This window comes from Ruegeria sp. SCSIO 43209, from assembly GCF_019904295.1.
Lineage (GTDB): Bacteria > Pseudomonadota > Alphaproteobacteria > Rhodobacterales > Rhodobacteraceae > Ruegeria.
The window spans coordinates 442,946-468,118 of record NZ_CP065359.1 but is presented as its reverse complement, the minus strand read 5'-3'; the positions used below and the strand labels follow the sequence as shown (position 1 = coordinate 468,118).

General features: G+C 58.4%; 25 protein-coding genes. 6 read left to right on the top strand and 19 right to left on the bottom strand.

Annotated elements, in window-relative coordinates; genetic code table 11:
* Positions 1-50 precede the first annotated feature (50 nt).
* The 10 genes from I5192_RS02335 to I5192_RS02290 all read right to left on the bottom strand — a co-directional run bounded on the left by I5192_RS02335 (position 51) and on the right by I5192_RS02290 (position 11,204).
* On the bottom strand, positions 51-509 hold the full coding sequence (locus I5192_RS02335) for a methylated-DNA--[protein]-cysteine S-methyltransferase (RefSeq protein WP_170397424.1): 459 nt from the start codon (positions 507-509) through the stop codon (positions 51-53).
* A 137-nt stretch (positions 510-646) separates the two neighbouring features.
* A complete protein-coding gene (gene ileS / locus I5192_RS02330) occupies positions 647-3,556 on the bottom strand; it encodes an isoleucine--tRNA ligase (RefSeq protein WP_170733274.1) in 2,910 nt (969 codons plus the stop codon).
* A 164-nt stretch (positions 3,557-3,720) separates the two neighbouring features.
* Positions 3,721-6,429, bottom strand: coding sequence for a DUF2339 domain-containing protein (locus I5192_RS02325; protein WP_223117669.1), 2,709 nt, complete (start codon positions 6,427-6,429; stop codon positions 3,721-3,723).
* Between the two features lie 101 nt (positions 6,430-6,530).
* On the bottom strand, positions 6,531-7,010 hold the full coding sequence (locus tag I5192_RS02320; RefSeq protein ID WP_223117668.1) for a DUF2269 domain-containing protein: 480 nt from the start codon (positions 7,008-7,010) through the stop codon (positions 6,531-6,533).
* Positions 7,010-7,288, bottom strand: coding sequence for a DoxX-like family protein (locus I5192_RS02315; RefSeq protein WP_255612131.1), 279 nt, complete (start codon positions 7,286-7,288; stop codon positions 7,010-7,012). Before I5192_RS02315 ends, I5192_RS02320 begins: the two co-directional genes overlap by 1 nt.
* Positions 7,289-7,302: 14 nt before the next feature.
* On the bottom strand, positions 7,303-7,503 hold the full coding sequence (locus I5192_RS02310) for an NAD-dependent epimerase/dehydratase family protein (RefSeq protein ID WP_223117667.1): 201 nt from the start codon (positions 7,501-7,503) through the stop codon (positions 7,303-7,305).
* 86 nt (positions 7,504-7,589) lie between these two features.
* Positions 7,590-8,300, bottom strand: a complete 711-nt coding sequence (locus tag I5192_RS02305; protein ID WP_170404431.1) for a VIT1/CCC1 transporter family protein — start codon at positions 8,298-8,300, stop codon at positions 7,590-7,592.
* Positions 8,301-8,354: 54 nt separating this feature from the next.
* Positions 8,355-9,344 (bottom strand): YcjF family protein, encoded by a 990-nt coding sequence (locus tag I5192_RS02300; protein WP_223117666.1) that lies wholly within the window; start codon positions 9,342-9,344, stop codon positions 8,355-8,357.
* Positions 9,337-9,792, bottom strand: coding sequence for a GNAT family N-acetyltransferase (locus I5192_RS02295; RefSeq protein WP_170424344.1), 456 nt, complete (start codon positions 9,790-9,792; stop codon positions 9,337-9,339). The genes I5192_RS02300 and I5192_RS02295 overlap by 8 nt, the downstream gene beginning before the upstream one ends.
* Positions 9,789-11,204 carry a YcjX family protein gene (locus I5192_RS02290; RefSeq protein WP_223117665.1) on the bottom strand — a complete coding sequence of 472 codons (1,416 nt, stop codon included), beginning with the start codon at positions 11,202-11,204 and terminating at the stop codon, positions 9,789-9,791. The genes I5192_RS02295 and I5192_RS02290 overlap by 4 nt, the downstream gene beginning before the upstream one ends.
* A gap of 107 nt (positions 11,205-11,311) precedes the next feature.
* On the opposite strand from I5192_RS02290, the gene truA reads away from it, so the two are divergent.
* The gene (gene truA / locus I5192_RS02285) at positions 11,312-12,079 is read left to right on the top strand and encodes a tRNA pseudouridine(38-40) synthase TruA (protein WP_170397443.1); all 768 of its coding nucleotides are present in this window, start codon (positions 11,312-11,314) and stop codon (positions 12,077-12,079) included.
* 2 nt (positions 12,080-12,081) lie between these two features.
* On the opposite strand, the gene I5192_RS02280 is transcribed toward truA, so the two are convergent.
* From I5192_RS02280 to I5192_RS02260, 5 genes are all read right to left on the bottom strand, one after another.
* Entirely contained in the window at positions 12,082-13,020 is a 939-nt protein-coding gene (locus tag I5192_RS02280) for a nickel/cobalt transporter (protein ID WP_223117664.1), read from the bottom strand.
* Positions 13,005-13,652 (bottom strand): DUF1007 family protein, encoded by a 648-nt coding sequence (locus I5192_RS02275; protein WP_223117663.1) that lies wholly within the window; start codon positions 13,650-13,652, stop codon positions 13,005-13,007. Before I5192_RS02275 ends, I5192_RS02280 begins: the two co-directional genes overlap by 16 nt.
* Positions 13,653-13,721: 69 nt before the next feature.
* A complete protein-coding gene (locus I5192_RS02270) occupies positions 13,722-14,522 on the bottom strand; it encodes a thioesterase family protein (RefSeq protein WP_223117662.1) in 801 nt (266 codons plus the stop codon).
* Between the two features lie 15 nt (positions 14,523-14,537).
* Complete coding sequence (locus tag I5192_RS02265) at positions 14,538-15,773, bottom strand: acyl-CoA dehydrogenase family protein (protein WP_223117661.1); 1,236 nt, start codon at positions 15,771-15,773, stop codon at positions 14,538-14,540.
* 222 nt (positions 15,774-15,995) lie between these two features.
* Positions 15,996-16,352, bottom strand: a complete 357-nt coding sequence (locus I5192_RS02260; RefSeq protein ID WP_170404458.1) for a hypothetical protein — start codon at positions 16,350-16,352, stop codon at positions 15,996-15,998.
* 176 nt (positions 16,353-16,528) lie between these two features.
* Here I5192_RS02260 and I5192_RS02255 point away from each other — a divergent pair, with 176 nt between their 5' ends.
* The 3 genes from I5192_RS02255 to I5192_RS02245 all read left to right on the top strand — a co-directional run bounded on the left by I5192_RS02255 (position 16,529) and on the right by I5192_RS02245 (position 18,832).
* The gene (locus I5192_RS02255; RefSeq protein WP_170397455.1) at positions 16,529-17,362 is read left to right on the top strand and encodes a bifunctional allantoicase/(S)-ureidoglycine aminohydrolase; all 834 of its coding nucleotides are present in this window, start codon (positions 16,529-16,531) and stop codon (positions 17,360-17,362) included.
* A gap of 102 nt (positions 17,363-17,464) precedes the next feature.
* The gene (locus I5192_RS02250) at positions 17,465-17,788 is read left to right on the top strand and encodes a hypothetical protein (RefSeq protein WP_170397457.1); all 324 of its coding nucleotides are present in this window, start codon (positions 17,465-17,467) and stop codon (positions 17,786-17,788) included.
* A gap of 54 nt (positions 17,789-17,842) precedes the next feature.
* Positions 17,843-18,832 (top strand): type I glyceraldehyde-3-phosphate dehydrogenase, encoded by a 990-nt coding sequence (locus tag I5192_RS02245; RefSeq protein WP_223117660.1) that lies wholly within the window; start codon positions 17,843-17,845, stop codon positions 18,830-18,832.
* A 39-nt stretch (positions 18,833-18,871) separates the two neighbouring features.
* Here I5192_RS02245 and I5192_RS02240 read toward each other — a convergent pair whose 3' ends face one another.
* From I5192_RS02240 to puuE, 3 genes are all read right to left on the bottom strand, one after another.
* Positions 18,872-20,299 carry a nucleobase:cation symporter-2 family protein gene (locus I5192_RS02240; protein WP_170424357.1) on the bottom strand — a complete coding sequence of 476 codons (1,428 nt, stop codon included), beginning with the start codon at positions 20,297-20,299 and terminating at the stop codon, positions 18,872-18,874.
* 67 nt (positions 20,300-20,366) lie between these two features.
* A complete protein-coding gene (locus I5192_RS02235; RefSeq protein ID WP_223117659.1) occupies positions 20,367-20,852 on the bottom strand; it encodes an ureidoglycolate lyase in 486 nt (161 codons plus the stop codon).
* Positions 20,849-22,267: an allantoinase PuuE gene (puuE, locus tag I5192_RS02230; protein ID WP_223117658.1), complete on the bottom strand. Its 1,419-nt coding sequence runs from the start codon at positions 22,265-22,267 to the stop codon at positions 20,849-20,851. The genes I5192_RS02235 and puuE overlap by 4 nt, the downstream gene beginning before the upstream one ends.
* Positions 22,268-22,430: 163 nt before the next feature.
* Here puuE and uraH point away from each other — a divergent pair, with 163 nt between their 5' ends.
* Positions 22,431-22,787: a hydroxyisourate hydrolase gene (gene uraH / locus I5192_RS02225; RefSeq protein WP_170404478.1), complete on the top strand. Its 357-nt coding sequence runs from the start codon at positions 22,431-22,433 to the stop codon at positions 22,785-22,787.
* Positions 22,788-22,789: 2 nt separating this feature from the next.
* On the opposite strand, the gene I5192_RS02220 is transcribed toward uraH, so the two are convergent.
* Positions 22,790-23,704, bottom strand: coding sequence for a LysR family transcriptional regulator (locus tag I5192_RS02220; RefSeq protein WP_170511345.1), 915 nt, complete (start codon positions 23,702-23,704; stop codon positions 22,790-22,792).
* Positions 23,705-23,799: 95 nt separating this feature from the next.
* Here I5192_RS02220 and I5192_RS02215 point away from each other — a divergent pair, with 95 nt between their 5' ends.
* The gene (locus tag I5192_RS02215; RefSeq protein ID WP_170397471.1) at positions 23,800-25,023 is read left to right on the top strand and encodes a urate hydroxylase PuuD; all 1,224 of its coding nucleotides are present in this window, start codon (positions 23,800-23,802) and stop codon (positions 25,021-25,023) included.
* Positions 25,024-25,173: the final 150 nt, after the last annotated feature.

Genomic DNA, 25,173 nt, shown 5'->3' with positions numbered 1-25,173 from the left:
TCGATATAGGTTGGGGCCGTGCCGCTCCGATTGCAACAGATAAGTACCGATCAGATCAACAGGCTGGCAGCACCTTCGTGACGCAGCAGAGCCACTTTGGTCTCAACACCGCCGTGGCCTGAAAACCCAACCATCTTCCCATCTGCACCCAGAACCCGGTGACAGGGAATAATGATGGGGATGGGATTTCCCCCGCATCCGCGCCCAACCGCCTGCGCCGAGTAGCCAAGGTCGTTAGCCAACTCGCCATAGGTGCGCGTATCACCAAATGGGATAGCATACATTGCATCGCACACCTGACGCTGAAATTCCGATCCCTTGATCCGGTAGGGCAGTTCGAACTGCTGCAAACGCCCTTCGTCATAGGCACGCAACTGCGCCGCCGCTTCTCGCAGAACCGGGGTGGCTAGACCTTCGTCACGGCCATTCCAGACAAGACGCGTGATGGCGCCGCTGGTCTCTTCGACACCAAGGCAACCAAACTGAGTTTCTACGGCGATCATCGGCATAAGAGAACGGTTGCAGATGTTTCACCTCACCTGCAACCCGAATCCTGACGATCCGCCTCTTCATCTGGCCAAAAATACCTCGGAGCGCGAGGCAGAGCCTCGCATCAGCGATCTCTCTCTCGCGCTCCGTTCGAATGTCAGCTCAGCGCCTCGTTACAGCGCCCGCATACGCCCGGATGGGCGTGCAGCCCAACATCAGGAAGGATTTTCCAGCAGCGCTGGCATTTGTCACCTTGGGCTTTTTCGAACACTACAGCTACGCCCTCGATTTCCGGCACTCGGAACGCCTCGGCCGGGGCCGGATCGCCTGTGACGGCCAGACCAGAAGTGATGCACATGTCATCCACGTCGAAGGTCGCAAGCAGATCGCGGGTTTCCTGATCTTCGACATGCACGATCGGTGCGGCCTCAAGGCTGGATCCGATCACCTTGTCCTGACGTTGAATTTCCAGCGCAGCGGTCACGGCGCGGCGCACGCGGCGGACTTTGGCCATGCTGGCTTCCAGTTCTTCATGGCGCCAATCAGCGGGCGTTTCAGGGAAATCCATTAAATGGATCGAACTATCATCGGCCGGGAACCGTTCCAGCCAGACCTCTTCCATAGTGAAGACCAGAACTGGGGCCAGCCATGTGGTCAGACGGTGGAATAGGATATCCAGCACAGTCCGCGCGGCACGGCGGCGTAGGCTGTCACCGTCGCAATAAAGCGCGTCTTTGCGGACATCGAAATAGAACGATGACAGGTCAACCGTGGCGAAGGTGAATACGGCGCTGAATACACCCTGGAAGTCAAATGCTGCATAACCTTTGCGCACTTGCTCATCCAAATCGGCCATTCGGCTTAACACCCAGCGTTCCAGGCGCGGCATATCTTCAGGCGCAACCCGATCCGCTTTGGTGAAGTCCGCCAGCGAGCCCAGCATGAACCGCATGGTATTGCGCAGGCGGCGATAGCTGTCGGCTGTCCCTTTCAGGATCTCCGGTCCGATCCGCTGGTCGGCGGTGTAATCGGTCTGAGCCACCCACAAGCGCAGGATATCGGCGCCGTATTGTTTAACGACCTCTTCCGGCACGATGGTGTTGCCCAGCGATTTGGACATCTTGTTGCCCTTGGAATCCAGCGTAAATCCGTGGGTCACTACGTTGCGGTATGGTGCACGCCCCTTGGTGCCGCAAGCCTGCAGCATCGACGAATGGAACCACCCGCGGTGCTGGTCGGTGCCTTCCATATAGACGTCAGCGATACCGTCCGCGGTCCCGTCCTCACGATCACGCAGCACAAAGGCGTGGGTCGAGCCAGAGTCGAACCACACATCCAGCACGTCGAACACCTGATCGTAGTCGTCGGGGTTCGCGATACCGTCGAGGATCTTCTCCTTGAACCCGTCGGTGTACCAGACGTCTGCGCCATCCTTCTCAAACGCCGCCTTGATACGCGCATTAAGTTCGTCGTTGCGCAGCAGGTAGTCCGCATCGGTCGGCAATGCCCCCTTCTTGGTGAAGCAGGTCAGCGGCACGCCCCAGGCGCGTTGGCGCGACAGAACCCAGTCCGGGCGTGCTTCGATCATGGAATACAGACGGTTGCGGCCGGTCTGCGGCGTCCATTTCACCAGTTCATCAATCGAGCGCAGGGCACGTTCACGGATGGAGTCGCCCATCTCGCCCATGCCGTCCTCCAGCTTGCGGTCAACCGAGGCAAACCACTGCGGCGTGTTGCGGTAGATGATCGGCGCCTTCGAGCGCCACGAATGCGGATAGCTGTGCTTGATTTTGCCACGCGCCAGCAGCCCGCCAACCTCGGCCAACTTGTCGATGACGGCCTTGTTCGCATCGCCTTCACCGCCCTTGCGGGACAGGATGTATTTACCGCCAAAGAACGGTAGATCGGCGCGGAAGCTGCCATCATCCATCACGTTGTAAGTGATGACCTGTTCCAACATCCCCAGATCACGGTAAAGCTCGAATTCCTCCATCCCGTGCGACGGCGCGCAGTGGACAAAGCCGGTGCCTTCGGTGTCGGTCACAAACTCAGCGGCGCGGAAATCGCGAATGTCGTCCCATTCGCCGTTGCCACCTTCGGCCCCGGCCAGCGGGTGGGTCAGCTGGATCTTGGCCAGATCTTCCTGCGTTACATCGCACAGACGGCGATACATCGTGTCATCCAGACGCGCGCGCGCAAACACATCTGCGGCGCGGTCATCGGCCAGCAAGTAACGCTCACCGATCCGCGCCCAGCACTCCTCGGGGCGTCCAGTGACTTCGTAGAGGCCATAGGAAATACCCTCGCCATAGACCACGGCCTTATTCGAGGGCATCGTCCATGGGGTCGTCGTCCAGATCACCACATAAGCGTTGTCCAGCGTCACATCGCCGGTGTTCACAACCTTGAACTTCACCCAGATGGTGAAGCTTTCCTTGTCGTGATACTCGACCTCGGCCTCGGCCAGAGCCGTCTTCTCGATGGGCGACCACATCACGGGTTTCGAGCCTTGATAAAGCGTCCCATTCATCAGGAACTTCATGAACTCGTCTGCGATCACAGCCTCGGCGTGATAATCCATGGTGATATAAGGATCGGGCCAATTGCCGGTGATGCCCAGACGCTTGAACTCTTCACGTTGGATGTCGATCCAGCCTTCGGCGAACTTGCGGCATTCCTGACGGAAGTCGACGATGTTCACCTCGTCCTTGTTCTTGCCCTTCTTGCGATACTGTTCCTCGATCTTCCATTCGATGGGCAGACCGTGGCAGTCCCAGCCAGGTACATAGCGTGAATCGTAGCCCATCATCTGATGGGACCGAACGATCATGTCCTTGATGGTCTTGTTCAGTGCGTGGCCGATATGCAGGTGGCCGTTCGCGTAAGGAGGGCCGTCATGCAGGGTAAAAGGCTTGCGGCCCTCTTTCTCGCGAAGGCGGTCATAGACGCCGATCTTCTCCCAGCGGTCCAGCCATGCTGGCTCGCGCTTGGGCAGGCCTGCACGCATGGGGAATTCGGTTTTCGGCAGGTTCAGCGTGTCTTTGTAGTCAGGTGTTTCGGCGCACATTTGGGGCGTCCTCAGGATGTTCTGGTCGTGTATGGATCGAAGCGGTCAGTGCGATAACTCAAGCACCTTTGCCCGGCGTCTCGCGATATCAGAGCGCCGGGGATATAATTCGAATAATGATGGCCAGCCGGTCAAACATGGCCGCGCTTATAGGACGCCTGCTCTCAATGGTCCAGAGGTTCCGGGTCTTGCGACGAATGGCGCAGCTTGGCCCAGCGATTGAGCCATGCGAGACCCGCCAGTGCGAGACCGAGCGCCAACAGCGAAAACACCCGGATCAGCCCGCCCAATCCGGCAATATCGATCAGAAACACCTTGGCCACCGCGAGGCCAATCACGGCCAAACCGGCCTTGCGCATCAAATCGGACCGGCGGGCCAACGACTGGTAGAACAACCCTGCGCCGACCACCAACAAGGTGATGGTGTATGAATAAAGCTCGGGCTGGGTGACGCCGTTGCCTTCATACATGCCACCCGCCCCCTGCCAGACATGACGGATTGTAAGCCCCAGCCAAAAAGCGATCAGGGCACCCGCGACCCCATAGCTGATTTGCTTCAACAGAACGGGTTGCGTCACGACGCGCCACGCCGAGAAGCCGATGGCCAGCGCGGGCAACAGATAGGCCACCGCCAGCGTGTTCAGCACCGGCGGGCCGAGTACGGGGTCGGCAAGTGGGTGGAGCAACGGGTTGGCGTCGGACAAAGCCTGAACCAGACGCACTACGCCATGCGCCGCAAAGAACGCCGCCAGCGCGTAACGTGCGTAGTTCAGCTTACCGCCAAGCGTGAACCGCTGTATTTGTGCGAAAGCCAGCAGTAACCAGATCACCGCCAGCAGCCCCAGCCCCCAATGGCTGTCTGTCGCGCCGCCTTCTCCGAAGCTTTCCAGCCAGCGCAGCAACAAGAGCGATAGCAGTATTCCCGCCGTTGCCCAGGCCGCGCTTTCAAGCAGCAATGAGGCAATCGGGCGGTCCAAGGACCTTAGCAACGCCCACCCCATGATGAACCCGGCAACCGCCACCGCATAGACCAAGGTCATTTCGATCAACGGCGCGGTTTCGGCCCAATCTAGCCCCGGGTCGAGCACCAGCCGTACGGTCACCGTGAACACACCCGCCCAAATGAACCAACTCATCGGAGCCAGAACAAATCGCCGGTCCAGCGCCGCGGCCACAACGATCATGGCGACAAGTGCTACGGTCAAAGCGGCAGAGCTGAGTACGATGATGCAAGCAAAGCTAAGGCACGATAGCGCAGACAGAGTTGCCAGGGCAGGCCGCATCCGTTTCTCACCATCGGCCCGCGCAAACCGTTCGGCCAAAACCACCATCATCGCGCCTAATGCGATTGCGTGTAAGGCCCACGCATAAGCTCCGATCACGTTTGCAGGCTGCCATCCGACTTCAAGCGCGATCGCCAGCGTCGGAGCATATAGGGCTGCACCCCCGGCCCAGACCACAGCGTAGCGCCCGGCGTGGAAGGACCGCCACGCAGCGAGCACGCTGATCAAGGCCCCGAGGGCAACCAATAGCGTGACTACCCAAGGATAATCGGCCTCGGCCGTTTCCACGTATGTGTCGGCAAAGCCGCGCCACACGGAGCCACCGTCCAACCCGTGCAGCAGAACAAACCAGATCAGACCCAACGCAGGCAGCACCGTCACATCCTGCAAAGCACGCGCAGCTTTTGTCCAAAGGATCAGCGCCAGTATCAAAGCGGTAAACAGAGCAACGCCCAGCCAAAACTCACCGCTTGAATCCGACCAATGCAGCGACAGGATGATGGAACTGGTGAGAACCGCACCAAAGGCAATTCGGGTTGGAAACTCGGGCCATGGATCCCCTTTCCGTCGCCGGATGACCTCGGCAATCATCGGGCCGGTGTGGTCGGGCCAGATACTGCGTACGGGTATCGCCATCGCAATCAGCGCCAGTGCTGTCACACAGGTCAGATACCCCGGTTCCGTAGAGGGGGAAGACAGCACCAGCAAAAACGCCGCCCCGTATGCACCCACTAGCGTCAGAATAGAAATCCATGCCCAACGCCTGACGGTATCGATACCCAAGCCCAAAATGGCGATGATAAAGAAATAACCATAAAGCCAACTGGGATCGTCCGATGCGCCTCCAACCATAAAGGGCGCGGCAAAGGCTCCGATTAGGCCTACGGCGGCGAGCAGCGGCCCGTGGAACCATCCCAAGACCAACGCAAACAGAGCGATGATAACAAGACCGGCCAGAGCGGCCTCGGGGCCGATCAGATCATAAAGCTGGCGCGCGGCCAGAACCCCACCGAACAGGGTCACCAGACCTGCGCCCGAGAATACAGACGGCAAGTATGCAGTAGATGAGTTTTCATCGTCGCCAAAGCGGCGGCGGATCACTTCACCCGCTCCGATCAGCAAAAGGCCAAAGACCAACGCCGCGATGACGCGCGCTGTCGGTGGCAACAGTCCGTTTTCAACCCCGTACTGAACCAGAAAAATCCCCGCCAACGCCAGTGACAACGCCGAAACCGCGTAGAACCAGTTTTCACGCATCCACGCGCCCAGCACGGCAATCTTTTCCTCACGAAAAACGATGGTGGCAGGAGGATCGTCAGCCTCTGAGGCCTGCGGCACATCCGATTGATTTTCGTCAGTGGCAGATGAAGTTTTTGCCGCGGCCCAGGGATCATGCTTGGTTTGCGTCGTCGTCGGCTCCGGCCTTGATGTCTTGGAGGTTTCGGCGCCGCTTTCCGGTATTTGCCTGGCCAATTGCCGTTCAAGCTGTTCGACGCGCTTACGCAACCGCGATTGACCAATCAGCAAAGCGATGATCGAAACAGGAATGGCCAGAACGATCAGACCAACAAGGACAAGCAAGGATTCCAACCGAAACCTCCGGGATGCGATGCGCCAAACGTACCGTGCAGACAGGCTAGTTTATAGTCTGGAAATCCGCATGGATACCGCCTGCTGCTCAGGTAATCGGCCTAGAAAAGCAGGATGTGAGGGCGTGCCAGCATCAGCCAAGGGATCGCCAGCACTGCGGCATAGGCCGGAATACCGCAAGCGAACCATCTGCGGAACAGTTTGTCGTAACTGCTTGGCAAGGAGGTACCATCCCGATCAGCCTGCCTTGCATAATCCCTCAGACGCACCTGAATCCAAACCACCGGCAGCCAGAACAGGCCGGTCAGTACGTAAAGCAGCAGTGATATCGCGATCCGACCCTCCGACAGCAACCAGCCCAGTTGCCAGGCCAGCAACACGCCGGTGATCAGCTGGAAAATGACTGAGGTGGCCGTAATAACTGTGTCGGCCAGCACCACGATTCCCGCCGTATGAGCAATCACCCGTGCATCTGCCGTGCGGTGCGCCATCAGCATGAAAAAGGCGATCCCCGCGCAAGTGCCCAATAGAACGCATGCTCCGATCACGTGAAGCCAACGCAAGATCAGATCCGGGTCCATCAGCGGCTCTCCAACATGGGTCGCGCGATCAGTGATAGCATCAAAGCCGGTGCTATCTTGACCAACGGTCCCAAAGGGTCGAGCCACAGTTCAGGCACCGTCAACGTGGCGGCGATCAGATAGAAAGCGGCGATTGCAGCCTGCGCGAGGCAAGCGCGCGCGGCCCACGGACGCCACAAGATTGCCAGCCCCAGCGCGATATTGATCATCAACCAAAACACCACGCTCGCGTTGGCAATCCCAACGGGCCAACCATTGCGCGAGAGTATCTCGACCACCCGCGATAGCCCCGTCAATCCACCGCCGACTTGAAATCACGTAGATCCCCCGAGATCAGCGCAATATCCGGAAGGACCCTCTCAGCCATCTTCTGGCTGCGCACAAGCCCCTTCACACAGGCGCCATCCGCATGCAGCGACCGAACGACCGCAGCACCGATGAAGCCATAAGCGCCCAGCACCAAAACAGTTTTTTCAGGACGATCCGTTGCCACGAGTTGCCTCGCATTGGTTTACAACACCATAGCGGATCAGATTCTGAGGATCAGCCTGATCACCCCGTCCGCGACAACAGCACCATTCAGGGGTGAAACAACGAGCCAACCCAGAAGGCGATAGCTGCCGCCGCACCCCCGATCAGCAGGGTTTCTCCGCCTGATCGCCACCAGGGGGCAAGCGACCACCGGCTTTTCATCGCGCCAATGGCAAAGAATACGCCCGCAGTCATCCAGGCTGATACCGTGAACGCATTTGCAACGGATAAGAGGAACGGCAACAACGGAATCATCCCCGCGATCAGAAAGGCAAAGAACGTCGCCATCGCGGCTTTGAGGGGATGCGGGTCGACGCTGCCCAGCCCGTATTCGCCCTCGATCATCAGGTCGACCCAATTGTCGTGGTTCGAAGTGATTTCAGCCGTCGCGTCATCCAGAACGCTGCCTGAAAGGCCTTTTTGTGCGAGGATTTCGCGCACCTCCTTTCGCTCGCCATCCGGATACAACTTGATATGCCGTTCCTCGATGGCTCGAATACGGTGGATGTTATCGAGCTCGGCCTTGGTTCCCGAGTAGTTGCCCGCCGCCATCGAAAAACCATCCGCCAGCACGTTGGCCAACCCAAGTGCCACGATGACAAAAGGCGATAAACCTGCCCCGGCAACCCCGGCAACGATCGCGAATGTCGTGACTGAGCCATCGATGCCGCCATAAACCACATCGCGCAGAACCCCACGACCCGGAGGCGCATTGATCCGTTCGAAAATCTCTTGCTGGCTGTGGCCGTGTTCGGTCATGGCTGGCTCCGTCCTGTTTATGCAGCACAGGTTCAGGCATGGCCTTGCGCCAGATCAAGTCCTGGAGAACAACCCGCTGAGCGCGCGTTTGATCATACCACGGGTCGAGGGCTGGTGGCGTTTCGAGAAAGGCAAAGGTCGACAGACCTCCATCGCAGCGACACCCACGCGGGCGGTGAGCGCGCCGTTGACCAGCCCCTCACCGAACCGGCGCGACAATTTGCTGAGAACCGAGCCGCCTAAAATCGGCTCCAGAAGATCATCCCCCACTGCCACCGCGCCAGTTGCAATCAGATGCACGAATACGGCGCGGGTTAGGCGCCAACTGCCCAAGAAACCTGCTCGACCGCCATAGATTTCGGCAATACGTCGGATCATTCGCAATGAGCTTGCCAGCGCGGTCGCGACATCGGCCAGCGCGAGCGGAACCAAAGCGGTAACGGTGGCAACCTGCCGGGCTGCGGCCTCGACCTCGCGGCTGGCAGCAGCGTCCAGCGGGGCCAGCAATTCGTCTTCGGCCAAGCTCAGCAGGGTTGCCGCATCGAATTGCTCTCCCATGCGTTCGGTCAAACGGTCGCGACCCCAGCGTGTTTCATCGCGTCCCTTATAGAACGCAACCAGCCGCGTGGTTACAGCGCGGGCTTGCGACAAGTCCTCGTCTGATAAAGCTGTGTCCGCCGCGCGCCGCAGCCCGTCGACACGAGACAGACGGCTGATTGCGGCCAACTCGCGCAGTGCAATGATCAGGACGACCAGCAAAAGCGCTGCGATCAGACCGGTGACGATCCAACCCAGAATTGGTGCGCGTTCCAGCAGAGAGATGGCAAAATCCCATGCGGCGACCGAGACCACCGCCCCCACAACGGCTAATGCCAACCCCCAGAACCAACGCGCCAAAACCGAAGGTTTCCGCGCTGCGAACCGTACCGCTGCCTGCATCGCTTGCCCCTGCGGAGGCGCGATGTCCGGAACAGGAGGCGCGGTCGAGACATCAACTGCCGAGGCGTCGTCTTCCAGATCAATCAAAACGGGGCCTTTAGCCATCGACCAACTCCTCGCGCGTCCAGACATATCTGATGTCAGGCAGGTTTTCGTCATTTTCGGACCCATCGCTGCGTGCGACCTCAACAAAGCCGTTGCGCTCATAGAACCGGCATGCGGAAGGATTGGCCTGAAACGCATACAAGTTGAGCGTGGGACGCTGCGTTTTGGCACGACCCAGCAATTGCTGCCCTATCCCCTGCCCGCGCGCCGAGGCCGCCAGATAGAGCGACTGCACTTCGTCCCCATTCAACGCCAGAAATCCGGCCACCTGCCCCTGCTTTTCGGCCACCGTGACCCAGCCGAGATCAATCATCCTGCCGCAAAACGCAATGGTCTCGGCCTCAGAATGCAGTTCAGGCATCCAGTCGTTTTCGCGGGCGAACCCATGCAGAATAGCGCCTGTGGTTCCGGCATCGGTACTGCGAGCAGGACGAAGGATCACGTTCACAGCCGGTCTCCGATCAGAAACTGCGCAGCCCGGTCCAGCCGAATATGTGGCGGACCGTCACCAGGATTCAGGGTCAAATGTGCGGGTGCAAAGGCCATATTGCCATAGTCGTCGCCCAGCCATCCCTCGGCCCCATTGCGCGCGGGGCCCAGCAGATGGGCAGGGTCCTCTGGCAAATCACCGGGGTAAAAGGCCGCCTGCTTACCGCTATCTAGCAGAGTGCCGCGCACGCATGGCAGTTCTACGCCGTTATGGCTGCGCATCTCTTCCGTCGTTGTCCGAAGTGAAGCCAACGATAAGGCCGCAGTTTCAGCCCCGGCAAAGCTGGCGCGGTCGTGGGCCTCACGGGTCAGGGCCTCAATGATCGCGGTCAGGCGCGGGTGCTGCAGATGGTGCAGATGGTCCGCTTTGGTGGCCGCGAACAGGATACGCTCGACCCGCTTGCCAAGCAGCAGCCTGTTGAGCCATGCGTTGCGACCGGGGCGGAAGGCCGACAGGATATCGGCCATCGCGCGGCGCATATCCTCGACCGCTTGCGGGCCTTTGTGGATCGCGCCCAACGCATCGACCAGAACGATCTGCCGGTCGATCCGGGCAAAGTGATCGCGGAAGAAGGGTTTAACCACCTGCGCTTTGTAAGCCTCGTACCGCCGCTCCATCTCGCGGTGCAGGGACCGGCGGCGTGACGCCTCGGACACTAGCAAAGGTGCGAAGGTCAGCACAGGAGACCCGGCCAGATCGCCCGGCAGAAGAAACCGACCGGGAGTGCAGTCATAGAACCCGGCCTCACGCGCGGCATTCAGGTAATCGGTGAAGCTGCGAGCCAGATCCTGCGCCTGCGGCTCATCATGTGGCGCGGTTGGGTCGGCCGCCTGAACCTTTGCCAGAAATGCCTCGGCTTGTCGACGGTTCGAAATATGCTCCAGCGTGTCCCGCGACCAATCTTCATAGGGTTTGTCCAGTAGGGCCAGATCCAGCAGCCACTCACCCGGATAGTCCACAATATCCAGATGCAATGTTCGAGGGCCCTGCAATCCCGAAAGCAGACCTGCGGGCTGGACTTTGAAGGACAGGCGTAACTCGGAAACAGCACGCGTGCTGTCCGGCCAGTGCGGCGCTGGTCCGGTCAACGCGGACAGATGGGATTCGAAATCGAACCGGGGCACGGTGTCGTCGGGTTGCGGCTGCAGATAACTGGCGGTGACACGCCCCTCTTGCTGCGCCACAAGACCGGTCATGCGGCCCCGATCCAGCAGGTTGGCGACCAGAGATGTGATGAACACCGTCTTACCCGACCGCGCCAATCCCGTGACGCCCAGCCGGATGACCGGTTCGAAGAATGTCTCAGACACACGGTCACCCACGGATTCGACGCCGCGCACCAGACTGTCTGCCAAAGATGAGATGACCAAGCTGTCGCCCCGCAATTATCGTTTTGCCCAAGATAGGTAGCGGTTGCGGCACTTGCCAGAGCTTTCGCCCCCTTGCCCGTCCGACCAAGGCGCGATACCAGCGCCCCATGCCCAGATACGCGCTGCAAGTCGAATACCAAGGGGAACCGTTTGCCGGATGGCAGCGGCAAAAGGAGCTGCCTTCGGTTCAGGGCGCGATCGAATTAGCGCTTTCGCGGATCGAACCCGGAGACCACACAATCGCCGCCGCCGGTCGTACCGACGCGGGGGTTCACGCGCTAGGACAAGTGGCGCATTGCGATCTGGTCAAAGAATGGGACCCGTTCCGCCTGTCCGAGGCGTTGAATTATCACCTCAAACCGCAGCCTGTCGCGATCGTGCAAGCTGCACGAGTGGATGATGATTGGCACGCGCGGTTTTCGGCGCTTGAGCGGCAATATCTGTTCCGTATCCTGATGCGTCGCGCACCTGCAACCCACGACAAGGGGCAGGTCTGGCAGATCAATCATTCTCTGGACGTTGCAGCGATGCAGGCCGGGGCGGATATGCTGATCGGGCGACATGACTTCACCACCTTCCGTTCATCCATCTGTCAGGCCGCCAGCCCGGTCAAAACACTGGATGAGTTGCGGGTGGAACAGGTTCAGGGCTTCTCGGGGGCCGAAATCCACTTCCATGTTCGCGCCCGATCGTTCCTGCACAATCAGGTACGTAGCTTTGTTGGCACGTTGGAGCGTGTGGGGGCTGGGGCATGGACGCCTGAGGATGTTCGCGATGCGCTTGAGGCGGTTGACCGAGCGGCCTGTGGGCCGGTATGCCCGCCGCAAGGATTGTATCTGGCACGGGTAGGATATCCCGAACCGGTGTTTGGCTAAGTCTACAAGGCCCGCAGTAGCAGCCCGCTTGCAATCACGGCGATGATAAGACCCGCAACCAGTTCGATGGTCGGGGCCAGTACCGATGCAAAGCGCGTAGCCGAGGCTGAGGCCAGCAACCCGCCGCGCAACCCAAAGGATGTCCAACCGACCAAAGTGGTGATGGTTGCGGTGCCTAAAGCCATGGCGAATGCGCCCGCGATGCCGACCATTGCGATACCCATCTGCCATGTCAGGATCAGCACGAATAACGCGCCGGTACAGGGGCGTGCGGCTATACCAGCGATCAGGATCAACGCCTCGCGCAAGCTGCCGACCTGAGCGACCTCATCGGCCGTCGGGCCGTGGCGGTGGCCGCAGTCAGCGCAAACCTCGTGGTCGTGATGATGGTGGTCGTGATCATGCGCATGGTGATGGTGGTCGTGCGATTGAGAGGCCTGGTTTTTGTGACGCCGCGCAAAACTGCGGATGGCGCGAAAAACCAGCCACAGGCCTATAGCGGCAATTGCGCCGTAGCTGATCGGTGCCATGACCTGTTCGGTCGTGCCTACAAGCGACTCGCGTGACATCTGGAATACCAATACCCCGGCATAAACCAGCACAACCGCCGTCACTGCTTGCCCTAGGCTCGACAGGACACTGATTGCAGACAACCGCCAAAACGCGACACGACGGCCAAGCCCGTATCCTCCGATCAGAACCTTGCCATGGCCCGGTCCGATGGCATGAAAAAACCCATATGCAAAACAGACCGTCAGTAGCGTTGCCACAGCTTCGGGCTGCTCGGCGCGTGCTGCGCGCAGGGCGCGGGCGATCTGGTTCTGGAATTCGCGCTGCTCTCCGGCAGCCCAAGCGGCCAGATGGTCAAAACCACCGCTGCCCCAGAACCACAGCAGCACCCCGCAGGCGATGGCAACGGGAACGATCAGGTATTTGGACATGAAAGCCGAATCTCGGTTGCGAATTTCTCACCGACCAGAGGGATATCATTTTCTTCAAGGTCATACTCGGCATCCAGCGTCAGCAAAAAAGCCTGCATCTGGGCCAGTTCGTTGTCGATATCCGGATCGTTGCGTTCGATATTACAAGTCGTGGGGCCTGAAACCAGAACCGGGCGGGTCACTTCGTATGCGGTATAAAAGCTCTCATCAAACGCTTTGATCGACAGCGCATCCGCGGGAACGGGGTCTCCTTCGATCGCGCGCAGATGTGTGGTCACGATGCGGGCATCCTCGGTCGTGGCCTGCGGCTCAAGCGGGCCAGAGAGCGGGATCACATTTTCGCCCATGCGGATGATCAGATCGCCATTGTAACCTTCGACCCACTGCGCGTCGAAGCCACTTAGAAACTGCTCTTCGGCCTCGGTCAGCACGCCATCTGCATCCTGATCCAGTCGCATGTCTTCCAGAACCAGCAATGAATAGAACTCATCATAGGCCCAGGTCACACGCACATGGGTCAGGTTGCCTGCGTCATCGACCATGAACTCTAGCCCCGTGTCGATAAAAACATGGGGATGAGCCAGTGCCGGTATCGGCAGAAGGCAGGTGAAGGAGAAGGCAAGCCAGCGCATGTTGCAAAGATAGAATGCGCAGCGGGTATCGGCAATCCGACTAAACACCAGGCTGCAGAATCCCGCCATTTACTCCGGCGGGAACAAGACCAATGTCTGCAAAGCCGTCCCAACTGGCCCCTGTGTATCAAAAAGAACTGACTGCGACATACCGATCCCCGAGGGTTGCCAGTGCGAGATCGAGTCAGAGGCCAGCCAGTCCGAGACAGGCTCGCGGTGGACTTGCACAGTCAGGTCGGTATTCATGAAACCCATCTCAGATGTGGGCGCGTTCCACGATATGCCATTGCCGCAATCTGCAAGCGGGCAGAGCGCTTGGATCGGCGACGGGTCCTCTCCTTCCAGCAAGGCAGGTGTACGCATCCAGACGGTTTTCGGACCTGCCCCTTGCTTGCCATCAGCGGGATAGCCGATCTGGGAGTGATGGGCAAAACCGGACAACTGATGGCGCATCTCACCGATCGGAAACGGGCCATCGACCATATCTTCGACCCTGGGCGCGGGCAGTTCGACATTGGGCACGGCCCCAAGGTCTTTGCGCACCATATGCATGGTTGTGGCGGTGGCGCAAAGCGTGTCGTCCAGATCATGTACGGTGACCCGTGTGGTCGCCAGCGTCTTGGTATGGCGTGTCGTCTCTGCCGCGACTCGCAAACCAGCCAGAGGCAATGGACGCAGCAGATCGACGGTCAACCGGGTCAACATCTTCTCAGGGCCAACTTCGGTTTCTGCCGCCCGCACGATCAATCCGCTGACTGGCCCAGCATGGCAATGATCGGCCGACCAAGGCCCGCGCGCGGGGTCATTTCCGACAAACACACCCTGCGCATTTTGGTGGAAATACGCCTGCCCCAACACATCCGATGTCATTGTGGTTCTGTCGCCTCAGACTTTTTCCTGCGTGTATTTCTTCAACTCGGCGCGAGCGACCTGACGGCGATGCACTGCGTCCGGCCCATCCGCCAGACGCAGGGTGCGCACATGGATCCATGCATTTGCCAAGGGCGTATCCTGACTGATCCCCTGTGCGCCGAACATTTGCACGGCCTCATCGATCACCTTCAGCGCGACCTTGGGGGCAACGACCTTGATCTGGCTGATCCATGGGGCCGCCGCCCGTGCATCGCCCTGATCCATGTACCAGGCGGCCTTGAGGCACAGCAAACGGGCCATTTCGATCTCCATCCGACATTCGGCGATGATGTCGTAGTTTGCCCCCAGCTGCGCCAGTTTCTTCCCAAACGCCTGGCGCTGTAGTGAACGCTTGCACATCTGCTCCAGCGCAGACTCGGCCTGACCAATCGCGCGCATGCAATGGTGAATACGGCCCGGCCCCAAGCGCCCCTGCGCGATCTCGAACCCGCGCCCTTCGCCCAATAGAATGTTTTCGGCCGGGACCCGAACTTCTGTGAAACGGATGTGCATGTGACCATGGGGCGCATCGTCGTGGCCATAGACCTCCATCGGGCGCAATACCTCAATACCCGGCGCGTCTGCTGGGACCACGATCATCGACTGGCGCTGGTGCTTTGGCAGATCGTCCCCGCCGGTTTTGACCATCACGATATAGACCTTGCAACGCGGATCGCCCGCCCCAGACGACCACCATTTCTCGCCGTTCAGAACATATTCGGCCCCGTCCCTCACGCAGGACATCGAAATGTTGGTGGCATCCGATGAGGCCACATCGGGTTCGGTCATCAGATAAGCCGAGCGAATCTGCCCGTCGAGCAAAGGCTTCAGCCACTGCTCTTTCATCGCGCCTGACCCGTAGCGTTCAAACACCTCCATATTCCCTGTATCGGGCGCGGAGCAGTTGAAAACTTCGGCCCCCAAGGGCGTCTTGCCCATCTCCTCGGCGAAATAGGCGTATTCAACTGTACTGAGGCCAAAACCTTTGTCGCTGTCTGTCAGCCAGAAGTTCCAAAGCCCCGCCGCCTTGGCCTTGGCTTTCAGCCCCTCGAGAATCTCGGCCTGTCGCTCGGTATATTTCCAACGATCGCCTTTATTGATTTCTGCCTGATACTCATCTTCAAGCGGCATGACCTCGTCGTGAATCATATCTCTCACCCGCTGTAACAGGGCGCGGTTTTCCTCACGCAATCCGAAAGTCATGGTCATGTCTATTCCTTCCCTGTGGCGCAATGCGGGTCTTTGGCTTTGGTCCGAGGATGGCTTAGTGGCCATGAGCGTGTCCAGCTAATTGACGGAACGTCATTCACGCAAATTGAGCCCGGTCCAGCATCAATGCGATGCCCAGCAGGGGGCCTGCGGTAAAATTAGCTGGAGCAAATCACAAGGGTGCAGCTGTGCTAGTTCGGGTGCTGGCCAAGGCAACGGCCTTTAAGGTGTCAGGATCCAGTTCCCATCAGCGGTCTTGCAGCGGCGCGTTCTGATATCGCGGGCCTGTGCAGCACCTTCAGGCTGCACAAAGTGCTGAAGTATCACACAATTGCCCTGAACGCTTTGCACGCGGATTGTCCCCTTCGAGCCGGTGTCCTGATTGAGCCAAGCCCTCTCCTGCCCCACGGATGGAGTGCCCGTCGACAGCAACGCGTTTGAGGTGTCGTTCAACACCTCAAAGTCAGCGGGGCTCAACCCCATTTCCGCGATGATTCGGGAAAGTGGTTTAGCCTGTGCTATTCCACCCACCCCCAGAAAAAGTGCAGCAACCAGCGCTGTGTAAACAAAGGCTTTCATCAAAGGGCCTCGCCGATTTGAATGACTTTCACGTCCATAGATATACCTCTATGCGTGTGCGGCCAAGCCCCACTTGGCCACCTTCAAATTATCCCGAACAAACCTTTCGCAAGGCGGGCGCTAGGTCCGCCCGTGAGATCGCCTCATATTGTGCCCAGACGAAGCAGAGGCATTTGATGACACATCCTAAATATTATGCACCGACAGGCGGACATCCGGGGCAAGAGCAACTGTTGACCGACCGTGCCATGTTCACCGATGCCTATGCGGTAATCCCCAAGGGCACGATGCGCGACATCGTCACCAGCTTTCTGCCTTTCTGGGAGAATACACGTCTTTGGGTCTTATCCCGGCCTCTGAGTGGTTTTGCCGAGACATTCTCGCAATACATAATGGAGGTGCAGCCCGGCGGTGGCAGCGATACGCCCGAAACCGACCCAAATGCGCAAGGGGTGATCTTCGTGGTCGAGGGCAGCGTCACGCTGACCCTGAACGAAGCGGATCATGTTCTTGAGATCGGTGGATATGCCTATATCCCCCCGGGCAGCGACTGGACGCTGCACAACCATGGCGATTCAGTTGCCCGGTTCCATTGGGTGCGCAAGGCTTATGATGCAGTGCCCGGCCTGCCCGCCCCTGACCCGATCATCACCAATGAACGCGACGTGGTACCTAACGAAATGCCCGGCACCGAAGGCCGCTGGTCTACCACCCGTTTCACCGATCCGCAGGACCTGCGTCACGACATGCATGTCAACATCGTCAATTTCGAACCTGGTGGCGTGATTCCCTTTGCCGAAACCCATGTGATGGAACACGGCCTTTATGTGCTTGAGGGCAAGGCCGTTTATCGTCTCAATCAGGACTGGGTCGAGGTTGAGGCCGGCGACTACATGTGGCTGCGCGCTTTCTGCCCGCAGGCCTGTTACGCAGGCGGACCGGGACGGTTTCGCTATCTGTTGTACAAGGATGTGAATAGGCACATGCCGTTGTCTGTACCGTCTAGGTAGCTGACGATCGGGGCTTTACCGGGTCAAGTTCTGGTAAAGGGGTTCACAGAATCGCTGGAATCTGATGAAATCAAATGAGTTTTCAGCACTGGAGATTGTTCGATGTTACTGCGCGGTACGATGATTGCACTGGTTGCCACCCTTGGCCTTTCGGCGTTCAACGCCGCCCCGGTCGCAGCCAAGGAAGAAACCAAATCCGTTTTCGTCATGAGCCGCACATGGGCGGTGACGCAGGTCTCGGACGCGCCTGTGGTTTATCGGGCGACGCGGGATAATAACAATCTGAACCCCTTTGGCCCGCCGCCACGTCTTCGCACCATCCAGGCAATGGCCGCGATACAGAAGGCGACTGGCTGCAAGGCGATCTATTCCAGCATGTATCAGAACATTTCGGGCCAGTTCTTTTCGCAGGTCAGCTGCAACTGAAATTGGTACAATACTTTGATTGAGATCGCCTGATCTGCCTGCCATAGCTTGCGCATGAAACTCGCGATCAACGGATTCGGCCGTATCGGCCGCACCATTCTGCGTCAGGTCCTAAGCCTGCCGCAGCATTCGGATGTAGAACTGGTGCTGATCAACGATATCGCGCCGCTGGAAACATGCGCATACCTGCTCAAATATGACAGCACGTTTGGCCCCTATCAGGGTTCGGTCACGACTGAAGGTGAAGCACTGAATATCGATGGCCGCGTTATTCTGATGTCTCACAGCGCCGATTTGGCACAGGTCGATCTGTCCGGCGTCGATGTCATGCTCGATTGCACCGGCGTCGCGCGAACATCCGACGTGGCCAGCCGGGGCTTGACTGCTGGGGCGGATAAAGTGTTGATTTCCGGTCCGTCACCCGCTGCCGAAGTCACACTGGTACTGGGGGCAAACGAAGATCAATTGGGCAGCGCACGGATCGTTTCAAATGCATCCTGCACCACGAATGGGCTGGCGCCGCTCGTCAAGCTGATTGATCAAATCGGCGGGCTTGTGTCCGGGCACATGACCACCATCCACTGCTATACAAACAGCCAGCCGATGGTCGATGCGCCACGCGGGGATTTGGCCCGATCGCGCGCCGGGGCATTGTCGATGGTGCCCACGACCTCGAGCGCGACGCATTTGATTGATATCGTCTTGCCAGACCTGGCCGGTCGTGTGTCGGGGGCCGCGGTGCGTGTTCCGACGGCCAGCGTATCTGCCATTGATCTTGTCGCCACGCTTGAACGTGGCATGAGCGCTGAGCAGTTCGACCAAGCCTTTCGCGACGCGGTCGCAGCTTCTGCCGTGCTGGGATGGACCGATCTGCCCTTGGTGTCATCTGATTTGCGGTCCCGCCCTGAGTCACTGGTAGTGGCGGGGCCCGAGACGCGCATGATTGGAGAGATGCAGATCAGGGTTTTTGGCTGGTACGACAATGAATGGGGGTTTTCAGCCCGCATGCTGGATGTCGCGCGCCTAATGGCAAACACCGGGTAATCCGCAGCGCTGAAGCACGCTGCGGATTACTTCAACACTTCAATCGTGAGGTAGGCTACCCGCCCCGTGACCGGCCATACCCCCTGAAACCTCTTCAGTCGATTCTTCGGCCAATTCTTCTGGCAGGACCAAATTCAGTACAATGGCGATCAGCGCTGCGGGCAGCAGGCCGCTGGTCATCAGGATACGAAGTGTATCAGGTAGGTGCTGAACCGCGCCGGGTTCCAGTTGCAACCCAAGACCGATCGACAGCGAAATCGCAAAGATCACCATGTTGCGACGGTTCCAATCCACGTCTGACAGCATCGAGATACCTGCCGCGACCACCATGCCGAACATGACGATCACACCACCGCCCAGCACTTCGATAGGCACGGTGCGGATAATTGCCCCGACTTTTGGCACAAGGCCACACAGGATCAGGAAGATAGCTCCACAGGTCACGACATGGCGGCTCATGACGCCCGTCATCGCAATCAAACCGACATTCTGGCTGAAGGACGTATTGGGAAACCCGCCAAACATACCGGCAATCGCTGTTCCGAAACCATCGGCATAGGTCGCGCCAGCGATTTCCTTGTCGGTTGCTTCGCGACCTGCACCACCTTTGGTGATACCCGATACGTCTCCGACGGTCTCGATGGCCGAGACAAAAGACATCAGACAAAAGCCGATCACGGCGGCCAGAGAGAACTCAAACCCATATTTGAACGGTACGGGCAGAGCAAAAGCTGAGGCGCGTGACCAACTTGTGCCAATGGCCTCGAACGTCACCATCCCGACCATCAGGGCATAGACGTAGCCGATGGCCAAACCAACCAGTACGGCAGACACCGACAGCATACCGCGTGCAAAGAACTTGAGGCCAAGCGTCACAACAACCACAACCAGTGCAGCCGACCAGTTGAGCAGCGATCCATACTCAGGAGTTCCAATCGCAGGCACACCACCAGCGGCGTATTGTATGCCGACCTTGACCAGCGCCAAACCGATCATTGTTACGACAAGTCCAGTGACCAGCGGCGGAAGCGCAAACCGTATCTTGCCTATGAAGAGGCCAAGAAAGGCATGAAACAAACCGCCAACCAAGACACCGCAAAACAGCGCCCCTAAGGCATCCACGCCTTTTCCGGCGACCAGAGGGATCATGATGGGCAAAAACGCAAAGCTCGTTCCTTGTACAATCGGCAGAGCCGCTCCAACCGGGCCAATCGTGATAGTCTGCAGCAGGGTCGCCAGCCCAGCGAACAGCATCGACATCTGGATCAGGTACAGCAATTCGGGAAAATCCGGGGAGTTCGACCCAAATCCAAAACCGGCAGCACCCGCCACGATGATGGCCGGTGTCACGTTCGAGACGAACATCGCCAAAACGTGCTGAATGCCCAGCGGTATCGCCTTGTGCAAGGCGGGTGTGAAGTTCGGGTCCCGAAGCTGTTCGGGCGTCCCTATCGAAGTTTCAGCCATGATCTCATTGTCCTCCCTAAGATCCAATGGGGTTCTTACCGCTTCTCCGGCGGCTTCGGTTCTGGTTTCAGCGGTTGACCACCTCGTACGGTGTGCTGAACCAGTATTCTTCTAAATTCAGGCCGACTCCGATGCGATCGACAACCGCAAACAGGCCGGGCCCATGTAAAGGCGTTAAGACGCCGTGCCATGTTCCACGGTGATAGTTCACGGCTTGCCCGGCTTGTGTGATGAATGCGCGTGGTTGACCCGGTTTCCCGCCTTCATCGGGGGCGACGACCACCAGAAAGGGCTGGTGGGTCATTGGAATGAAAGCCTGGCTGCCATCCGGATGACGCTCAACCATCTCCAGCAGGTAAGGCATCTCGCGCGAGTTGGCGCTGAATAGGCTGATGCCCGCGCGGGCATCACTGAAATCCAGTTTAGCCCGGTCGTGATACCGCCCGCATTGGCCCTGATTGATGATCTTGTCGGGCTCGCCCGAGATATCGATCAGATCTCCAAACGGTGCGAAAGCCTCAGCCGAGATCGGTTCAGCGACAATCCGAGTCATGAGGGCAGCACATCCCGCAAGCGGAACTCGGCAATCCGTTCGACCTGCCGGCAAGCCTCGGCGAATTCGGTGTCGCGATCCTGTTCGATGCGTCGCTGGAACGCACTCAGGATCGAGGCTTTGTTGTGGTCCCGCACGGCAATGATGAACGGAAAGCCGAATTTTTCCGTATAGCGCTGGTTCAGTTCGGTGAAGGTGGCGCGTTCCTCATCCGTCAGCGCATCAAGCCCTGCCGAGGCTTGCTCGGACGTACTTTCCTGTGTCAGCCGCTTTGCCTGCGCCAGTTTGCCTGCCAGATCAGGGTGGGCTGTCAAAACACCGAGCCGTTCCTCGGTTGAGGCGGACCGGAACATGCGGGTCAAAGCATTGTGTAATCCGCCTGCCGTGTCATGCGCCGCGCCCAATTCCAGATCATAGGCGCGCTCGGCGATCCAAGCGGAATGCTCGAAGATACCTCCATACTCAGAGACGAATTCTTCGCGGCCCATTTGCGAGGGTTGTGGACGCTCAGCCGCCGGGTGCTTTTCGGCCCAATGCTCGGCAATCTGCAATCGCGTTGCGAACCACACGTCCGAGAACCCACGCGCGTAATCCAGAAACCGTTTCAGCGCCATGACGCGTCCCGGTCGCCCGATCAGGCGACAGTGCAAACCGATCGACAGCATCTTGGGTGCACCGGCCTCGCCTTCCGCATAAAGCGCGTCGAAACTGTCTTTCAGATACGAATAGAACTGATCCCCGGCGTTGAACCCCTGTGGCGTCGCAAAGCGCATGTCATTGCAATCCAGCGTGTAGGGAACAATCAACTGATCCCGACCACCGGTTTGCATCCAGTAGGGTAGATCGTCTGCATAGGTATCGGCAACATAAGCAAAGCCACCTTCCTCGGCGACCAGACGCACGGTGTTGTCCGAACAGCGCCCAGTGTACCAGCCGCGCGGGCGATCCCCTACGACTTCGGCATGCAGACGGATCGCTTCGGCGATCTGGGCCCGTTCTTCCGCCTCGGGCATATCCTTGTGCTCGACCCATTTCAGGCCATGGCTGGCAATCTCCCACCCTGCCGATTTCATCGCCGCAACCTGATCTGGCGAACGCGCTAACGCGGTAGCCACACCATAAACGGTGATCGGTAGGTCTTTCATCAAGCGATGCAGGCGCCAGAACCCCGACCGCGAGCCGTATTCATAGATCGATTCCATGTTCCAATGACGCTGGCCCGGCCACTGCGCCGCCCCAACGATCTCGGACAAGAACGCCTCGGACGCAGCGTCCCCGTGCAGAACACAGTTTTCGCCACCTTCTTCGTAGTTCAACACAATCTGCACAGCCAGTTTTGCACCGCCGGGCCATGCGGCGTCAGGTGGGTTGGCTCCGTATCCGATCATATCGCGGGGGTAACGAGGCGGCTGCATAGTGTCTTCCAGTCCGATTAGGTGTTTTGACAGCTTTACCGCAGAAACGGTCCATTGATTATCAAATCAATCCGAACACTGTTTCCAGTTCTTTCGGCATTTCAACCATTTTGCGGTTTGGCCCAGACTGTGGCACACCAAAAGAAACACATAGGAGAGACCCTTGGCTGGCTATCTGACAACCCACGTTCTCGACACGGCGCGCGGCTGCCCCGCTGAGGGGTTGAAAATCGCGCTCTACAAAGTGTCAGGGAACTCGCACCGTAAACTGGTCGAGATGGAAACCAACGCGGATGGCCGAACCAATAGCCCGATCTTACCGCAGGACGACTTTAAAACCGGCACTTATGAGCTGATATTCTTCGCCGGAGATTACCTGCGCGCGACAGGTCAGGATGGCGATGATCCTCTGTTTCTGGATCAGGTGCCGATCCGCTTTGGCATGTCCGATGCGGACGCGCACTACCACGTTCCGCTGCTGTTGTCCCCCTACGGCTACTCGACCTACCGGGGCAGCTAGTCCTAGACTTCGGCGCTTCGAACCACTTTGCCGATCCGGTCAATCATGAAATCCATAAACAGCCGCGCCTTCGGGTCCTGATGGCGGCGATGCGTATACAGGCAGGCCATTTGCACGGGAACCGGAGGCGTCTTCATCGCCACCGGGATCAGCCTCCCCGCCTTCAAATGCTCTGACACTTCAAAAACGGGTTTCATGGCAATACCTTGCCCAGACAGCGCCCAATCGGTCAAAACATCACCATCGTCACATTCATACCTGCCCGAGACAGCAAATCGTTTCGGGCCATCGGGAGTTTCCAGCATCCACTGAAACTCTGCCGCGCCAGGGAAGCGCAGGTTCAAGCATTCATGCTTGCCTGAAATCAGATCGGATCCAGCTTCTGGCATCCCACATCGGCTCACGTAATCAGGGGCTGCACATAGCACACGCTGGCAATCCGCAATCTTGCGAATGCGCAATGTACTGTCTTCGGGCTGACCGATGAAAAAAGCCAGATCCAAGCCTTCGGTGGTCAGATCAACCGAGCGGTCTGTTAGTCTTAGACGCACATCAATCTCAGGGTATTCTGACAGAAAATCAGGCACATGAGGCGCCAATAACCGGCGCCCGACACCCAAGGGCGCAGCAACAAACAGAGACCCGCGGGGGGCTTCGGTCAGATGCGTGACTTGGGCTTCTGCCTCATCAACTGCATCCAGAACCGCAACCGCGCCGGGGTAGAACGCCCGCCCCTGTTCCGTTGGTGTCAGGTTCCGGGTTGTGCGCTGAAACAGGCGCACTCCCAGATGATCCTCCAACTGCGATATTCGCGCCGACGTCACCGCAGGTGAAATTCTCATATCCCGCCCGGCGGCTGACATGCTGCCCAAGTCATAGACCCGGACAAAGGTTCGAATGTTGTCGAGATAGGACATCTTATCGTTTTTTTTGATACAGTTTGACAATATACGGGAATACCGAAGAAAAGCCCGTTTGCCTAGTGTGGCGCAACGCAATCGGAGACATAAGCATGTACGACTTCGCCGTTTTCTGGGATTGGATTGGTTTTGGCGTGCGCTGGTTGCACGTTATCACCGCGATTGCCTGGATCGGATCATCCTTCTACTTCATCGCGCTGGATCTTGGTTTGAACCGCGATATCCCCGGACCGGCGGACGGCGAGGAATGGCAAGTCCATGGCGGAGGATTCTATCACATCCAGAAATATCTCGTCGCTCCAGAACGTATGCCCGACCACCTGACCTGGTTTAAATGGGAAAGCTACGCCACATGGCTCAGCGGTGCCGCGCTACTGATGATTGTCTACTGGGTAGGCGGAGAGCTCTATCTGATCGATGCCCAAAAGGCGGATCTGGCGCTATGGCAAGGCATATTGATCTCGGCTGCCTCGCTGACTGTCGGTTGGCTGGTCTACGATTTTCTCTGCAAGTCGGGATTGGGCGAGCGTCCGACATTGCTGATGGTTCTTCTGTTCGTGCTGCTGGTGATTATGGGCTGGGGATATAACCAGATTTTCACCGGTCGCGCGATGATGCTGCATCTGGGGGCCTTCACGGCCACAATCATGACCGCAAATGTGTTCTTCATCATCATGCCAAACCAGCGCATTGTGGTGGACGACCTAAAGAACGGGCGCACACCTGATCCGAAATACGGCAAGATCGCCAAGCTGCGTTCGACCCACAACAACTATCTGACATTGCCGGTCGTGTTTCTGATGTTGTCGAACCACTATCCGCTGGCTTTTGCGACCGAGTACAATTGGATCATCGCCGCGCTGGTCTTCCTGATGGGTGTCACGATCCGGCACTATTTCAACACCCGCCACGCGCGCGCTGGAAACCCAACCTGGACCTGGCTGGTAACGGCTTTGCTGTTCATGACCATCATGTGGTTGTCGACCGCTTCGATGAACGACCCGTTGGAAGAGGCCGAAGCACGGCAACTAACGCCCTACGAACAGAAATTCGCATCAGCGGATGGCTTTGAAGAAGCACAGGACATAGTTCTGGGTCGCTGTTCTATGTGCCACGCGCGCGAGCCTGTCTGGGAAGGCATCCTGTGGGCACCCAAAGGTGTCCTGCTGGAAACAAAAGCTGACATTGCTCAGAACGCGCAACAGATTTATCTGCAATCCGGCGTCACACATGCCATGCCTCCCGCGAACGTGACCTATATGGAACCTGAAGACCGGGATGCGATTGTTCGCTGGTTCCGAAATGCCGGTCTGTAGCGGATTGGCACACGAGTTTGCCAATAAAAACACCTGAACTTTGTTTAGTTCTTCCCCTAAGCGCCGTCAGATGCTCTAAATGAATTCAACACGCCGCATTCGTTTTGTTTCGCGGCCATAGCGATTTCGACTTGGGGCAGTTGGAGCCAT